Origin of the sequence: Hominilimicola sp., assembly GCF_046972485.1 — a bacterium.
GTDB lineage: Bacteria > Bacillota > Clostridia > UBA1381 > UBA1381 > Hominilimicola > Hominilimicola fabiformis.
Map to the genome: position 1 here is coordinate 1 of NZ_JBKVWU010000133.1, position 5,507 is coordinate 5,507.

At 39.0% G+C, this 5,507-nt stretch carries 6 protein-coding genes; 4 read left to right on the top strand and 2 right to left on the bottom strand.

Annotation, left to right across the window (positions count from 1 at the left end):
* Positions 1-564 (bottom strand): hypothetical protein (locus ACLTU0_RS10360; RefSeq protein ID WP_412322369.1); only part of this gene is annotated, 564 nt, incomplete at its 3' end.
* Positions 565-771: 207 nt separating this feature from the next.
* On the opposite strand from ACLTU0_RS10360, the gene ACLTU0_RS10365 reads away from it, so the two are divergent.
* From ACLTU0_RS10365 to ACLTU0_RS10380, 4 genes are all read left to right on the top strand, one after another.
* The gene (locus ACLTU0_RS10365; RefSeq protein ID WP_308456414.1) at positions 772-1,137 is read left to right on the top strand and encodes an Asp23/Gls24 family envelope stress response protein; all 366 of its coding nucleotides are present in this window, start codon (positions 772-774) and stop codon (positions 1,135-1,137) included.
* A gap of 12 nt (positions 1,138-1,149) precedes the next feature.
* A complete protein-coding gene (locus ACLTU0_RS10370; RefSeq protein ID WP_412322371.1) occupies positions 1,150-2,883 on the top strand; it encodes a DAK2 domain-containing protein in 1,734 nt (577 codons plus the stop codon).
* Positions 2,884-2,900: 17 nt separating this feature from the next.
* Positions 2,901-4,934 carry an ATP-dependent DNA helicase RecG gene (gene recG / locus ACLTU0_RS10375; protein WP_412322372.1) on the top strand — a complete coding sequence of 678 codons (2,034 nt, stop codon included), beginning with the start codon at positions 2,901-2,903 and terminating at the stop codon, positions 4,932-4,934.
* 91 nt (positions 4,935-5,025) lie between these two features.
* Positions 5,026-5,202, top strand: a complete 177-nt coding sequence (locus ACLTU0_RS10380) for an alpha/beta-type small acid-soluble spore protein (RefSeq protein ID WP_022230459.1) — start codon at positions 5,026-5,028, stop codon at positions 5,200-5,202.
* A gap of 36 nt (positions 5,203-5,238) precedes the next feature.
* Here the strand turns inward: ACLTU0_RS10380 and ACLTU0_RS10385 are convergent.
* Positions 5,239-5,507: helix-turn-helix domain-containing protein (locus tag ACLTU0_RS10385; protein ID WP_412322373.1), on the bottom strand; the 269-nt coding region annotated here is incomplete at its 5' end.

Below are 5,507 nucleotides of genomic sequence, written 5' to 3' on the forward strand. Positions count from 1 at the left end.
GGTAAAAAGTGCAATATCACGTTTTTTTCTGTTCTTGTATTCCGTAAGGTCACGGCCTGTATAATATTTTTCACCGTTATATATCACGTCAAGAAGGTTGACGGTTTCTTGTGATGTAAGCGGACGTTTCATTTTTTGATGCAGTTTTTTAAAATCCAACTTATCCGTTACGTTTTGAGAAATCAAGTCGTTTTTGTAAAGATACGAAAACAGTCCGCGTATTCCTGAAAGTTTACGGTTTATGCCGTAAGCACTGTTGCGGCGGATTCGTTTAATGTGTTTGCCGTCAATCGAAACGGTGTCGGTTTCGTATTCTTTTAGATATGCCGTAAAAGCGTTTAAATCACGGAGCGTAACTTTTTCCATATCAGCTACCGTGAAATCTTCAATTTTTTCTATATAACTGAAATTGAATTTTTGCAGATATTCCAAAAATGTCTTAATATCTATACTGTAACCGATTTGTGTATTAATGCTTTCGCCGTTATACGCAATTTCGATATAGTCAAAAACAAAATCAGGCATACCCGAAAGAAAATTCATTAATTTTGAATGTTTGCTCATAATATATAACCTCTGATTTATCTACCAAAATATTCAAAAATTACATCGCAAGATGTGATTTTTTGAGCCTCGGCAGGCTCCTTTTTATTATATAATTTATTTTAAGTCAATGCAAGTGCCTTTTTTTCAAAATGGTATTTACTATTTTTGAATTTTATAGTACAATAAAGATATATAGATATTTTGGATTATTTTGAATTGAAAGGAATGAATAGAGCGATGGTACTTAAAACAAGTGGTGATTTAGGCGAGGTAACCATTTCAAACAACGTTATCTCTGAAATTGCGGGTGCGGTTGCGACAAAGTGTTACGGCGTTGTCGGAATGGCATCGAGAAATAAAAAAGACGGAATTGTGAATCTCCTAAAGCCTGACAGTATGACTAAAGGTATCAGCATAACAGTTGAAGAAGGCGGAGTTATCGTAGAAATACATCTTATCGTTGAGTACGGCATAAATATTAATACAATATGTAAAAGTATTGTGAACAGAGTCAGATATACTATCGAAAATACAGTTGGAATTAAAGTGAACAGAATTAATGTTCGTGTTGAAGGTGTCCGTGTTGACTAAAACTGATTAGGGGTGATTAAAATTAATACGCTTAACGGAAACACATTTGCTCAAATGATTATAAGCGGAGCAAATAATTTATATAATAACAGAAAAACTGTTGATGAACTTAACGTTTTCCCGGTACCGGACGGCGATACAGGTACAAATATGTCGCTTACCGCAACGGCTATGGCGACTGAACTTTTGAAAAAAGGCGACACAACTCTTACAAAAGCGGCTGATACAATGTCATTCGCAACTCTAAGAGGTGCAAGAGGTAACTCCGGTGTTATCCTGTCACAGTTTTTCAGAGGTATATCAAAGAGCCTTAAAGGCAAAACAGAATGTAATGCGGAAGAACTTGCAGTTGCTTTAAAAGACGGCTCGGATGCGGCATATAAGGCGGTAATGAAGCCGACAGAGGGTACAATTCTTACTGTTTCGCGTGAAGTCGCAACAGGTGCACAGCTTGCCGCAAATACAAACGAAAACATTATTGACGTAATGGAGAGTGCTATTAAAAGAGGTAACAAGGCACTTCAAAAGACAACTCAAATGCTACCTGCATTAAGACAGGCAGGCGTTGTTGACGCAGGCGGTCAAGGCTGGATGTTTGTGCTTGAGGGTGCACTGTCTTATCTAAAGAGCGGTAATGTTGTTGAAAGACAAGGCGAAGCACTTGAAATGCAGACTGCTCCTGTAAAGAAAAAGTCACAAGAGGCAATTAAGACAGAAGATATAAAGTTTAAATATTGTACGGAATTTATCGTTGAGAAAAAGCAAAAAGGTCTTAGCGTAAGTACGTTCAGAGATACTATTGCCCCAAAGGGTGACTGTATGCTTGTAATTGACGATGATGAAATCGTAAAGGTGCATATTCATACAAATCATCCGGGTTTTGTGCTTGAAGAGGCTATAAAACTCGGTGAAATGATTAATTTAAAAATAGATAATATGAAGCATCAGCACAAGTCTATTATTGACGGAAGTAATGAACAGACTTCGGAAAATGCCGAAGTTAAAACAGCGGAAGTCAAGGCGGAGAAAAAGACTGAAAAGCCTAAAAAAGCTCCTAAACCGAAAGCACCTGTTGAATTAAAGGATTACGGTTTTGTAGCGGTATGTATGGGTAAGGGAATTACAAATATTCTTAAAGACCTTGGCGTTGACAGAGTTATTGAGGGCGGACAAACAATGAATCCGAGTACGGACGATATTTTGAAAGCCGTAAAACGTGTCAAGGCAAAGACGGTTTATGTGTTCCCGAACAATAAAAATATTATTATGGCCGCAAATCAAGCCGCAGAACTTGTTGAGGATAAGAAAATCGTTGTAATTCCGTCAAAGTCAGTTCCGCAGTGTATAAGTGCAATGGTGGAATTTAATGATAAAAAGTCGGCAGAGGCTAATGAAAAGGCTATGAATAAGGCTATCGGCAGAGTTACATCGGGTCAGCTTACTTATGCTGTTCGTGATACGGAAATCGACGGTATTGAAATTAAAAAAGATGATATTCTCGGAATGGTTGAGGGTAAAATCGTAACGGTAGGCAAGGATATTGATGATGTACTTAACCGGGTAGTTTCACAGATGGTTGATGAAGATACTGAATTTTTGAACGTATATTACGGTAAGGAAATCAAGAAACCGCAGGCTGATGTGATGCTTAAAGCACTTGAAACAAAGTATGCGGACGATGAAATCGAAGTTTCGTTTAAGAAAGGCGGTCAGCCGCTTTACTACTATATTATTTCCGCAGAATAATATTATGGAGTCAGAATATGCCTAAGGATATAAGATATTTGAAAGGTGTCGGCGAGAAAAGAGCCGAATTATTCGCAAAAAAAGGAATAAAGACAGTCGAAGATTTACTTTACTATTTTCCGCGTTCTCATGAGGATAGAACGGAAAAGAAAGATATTGCCGACTGTGTCGAGGGAGAAACGGTGTGCGTGAGCATTACCGTTTTTTCGCCTGTCAGAGAAACAAGAGTAAGAAGGAATATGCTTATTTCAACAATGATTGTATCGGACGAATCGGGTGTTTTGAATGTGGTTTGGTACAATAACAGATATGTAAAAAATCAGTTTAAGACGGGCGATAAGTATGTTTTATACGGCAAGGTAACTAAGAACAGAGGTAAACTTGAAATGGTGAACCCTGTTTGTGAACAAGAGGGTAAAGAGAGATTTACGGGTAAAATAGTACCGCTTTATCCGCTTACAAGCGGACTGACGCAGAAAATTTTACAGTCGACAATGGAGCTTGCAATAAAGGAAGTTGGACGAATGGAGGAATATATTCCGTCCGATATAAGAGAAAAATATCACATTGCAGAGCTTAATTTTGCAATGAAAAACATACATTTTCCCGAAAACTTTGAAAGCTACAACATTGCAAGAGAACGATTTGTATTTGAAGAACTGCTTGTGCTTCAGCTTGCGTTAAGCGGAAGAAAGGATATAAATACATCGCAGGACGGTATTGTGTTTGAAGATATAAATTGTGTGCATGAATTTACGGATAATCTGCCGTTTTCGCTTACAAACGCACAAAAGAAAACGCTGAATGAAATTTTGAAGGATTGCAAGAGCGGTAAGATGATGAACAGACTTGTTCAAGGTGATGTCGGAAGCGGTAAAACGGCTGTTGCGGCGGCGGCAATTTATACCGCCGTAAAAAACGGTCATCAAGCCGCAATGATGGCGCCGACCGAAATTCTTGCAACTCAGCACGCAGAAACATTGGCTGAATTTTTCAAGGGTACGGGTATAACGGTGGTAATGCTTACCGGAAGTATGCGAGCTAAGGAAAAAAGACGTGCATACGACTTGATTGCGACAGGTGTCGCAGACGTTGTTGTCGGAACTCACGCGATAATTCAAGACGCGGTGGAGTTTTATGACCTTGCATTTGTGGTGGCCGACGAACAACACAGATTTGGCGTTGAACAAAGGGCAAAACTTGCGGCAAAGGGAAATAATCCGCATATGCTTATTATGTCGGCAACGCCGATACCGCGAACACTTGCACTTATTTTGTACGGCGATTTGGATATATCGGTTATTGATGAATTACCGCCGGGAAGAAAGCCCGTTAAGACGTACGCAGTCGGTGAAAGTATGCGAAAACGCATTTTTGCATTTTTACAAAAAAACGTAAGTGCAGGTATGCAGGCGTACGTTGTATGTCCGTTGATTGAGGAAACGGAAACGAGCGACTTGCAAAATGCCGAAATGCTTGCGGAAAAGTTGCAGGCGATATTTCCCGAGTTCAAAATCGGTCTTATGCACGGAAAAATGAAAGCAAAGCTGAAAGAGGAAGTAATGGACGAGTTTGTGCGCGGAGAGATTAACATACTTGTATCGACAACGGTAATTGAAGTCGGCGTAAACGTACCGAACGCAAATATTATGGTTATCGAAAATGCCGAACGATTCGGACTGTCGCAACTTCATCAGCTTAGAGGCCGTGTCGGACGTGGCAATGCACAGGCATTTTGCATATTATTTGCACACGGTAAAAATGAAGTGACTAAAAAACGTATGGAAACTATGTGTATTTCAAACGACGGTTTTTATATAAGTGAACAGGATTTAAAACTTCGCGGACCGGGTGATTTTTTCGGCACACGTCAACACGGTTTGCCTGAAATGAGAATTGCGAATCTGTTTGAGGACAGAGATATTCTTGCTATGTCGCAGGAGGCGGCAAAAAAGATTATGGTTGAGGACAGACATTTGGAGTCCGAAAAGTACAGCGGACTTCGTAAACGTGCCGAAAGTATAATCAGTGATGACATTGTTATGAATTAGTAAAAATTGTATGTTTATATTTTCGTATTTTACATAAATTATGAATGAGTTAATTACTCACTTAAATACTTTATGTAAAGGAGAAATAATCATGTCAAAGAAAAGCAAAACAGCAGGATTGGAACAATTCAAAATGGAAGCAGCAAGAGAAGTAGGCGTAACACTTGGTCAAGGCTATAACGGTGAACTGACAGCGAAACAAGCCGGCAGTGTAGGCGGTCAGATGGTTAAAAAGATGATTGAAAGCTACGAAAATCAAATGAAATAAACTAATTGGGAGATACAACAGATGTATCTCCCTTTTTTAATTCATATTTTTTGGCGTCATACCTGTTTTTTTGACGTACTGTCTGTAAAAATGCGAGTAATTATTAAAACCGGCATTGGTGCTTGCCTCAAGGAGTGACTGACCTTGCGTATGCAGTTCGCGTACAAGAAGTATGCGTTTATGATTGATATATTGACTTAGTGTGTATCCCGTATTTTTCTTGAACAGCTTACACAGGTGGTATTTATTTATAAAGAATTTTTCGGAAAGGAAGTCAAGTGTTATTGTTTCGGAAAGGTGTTCGT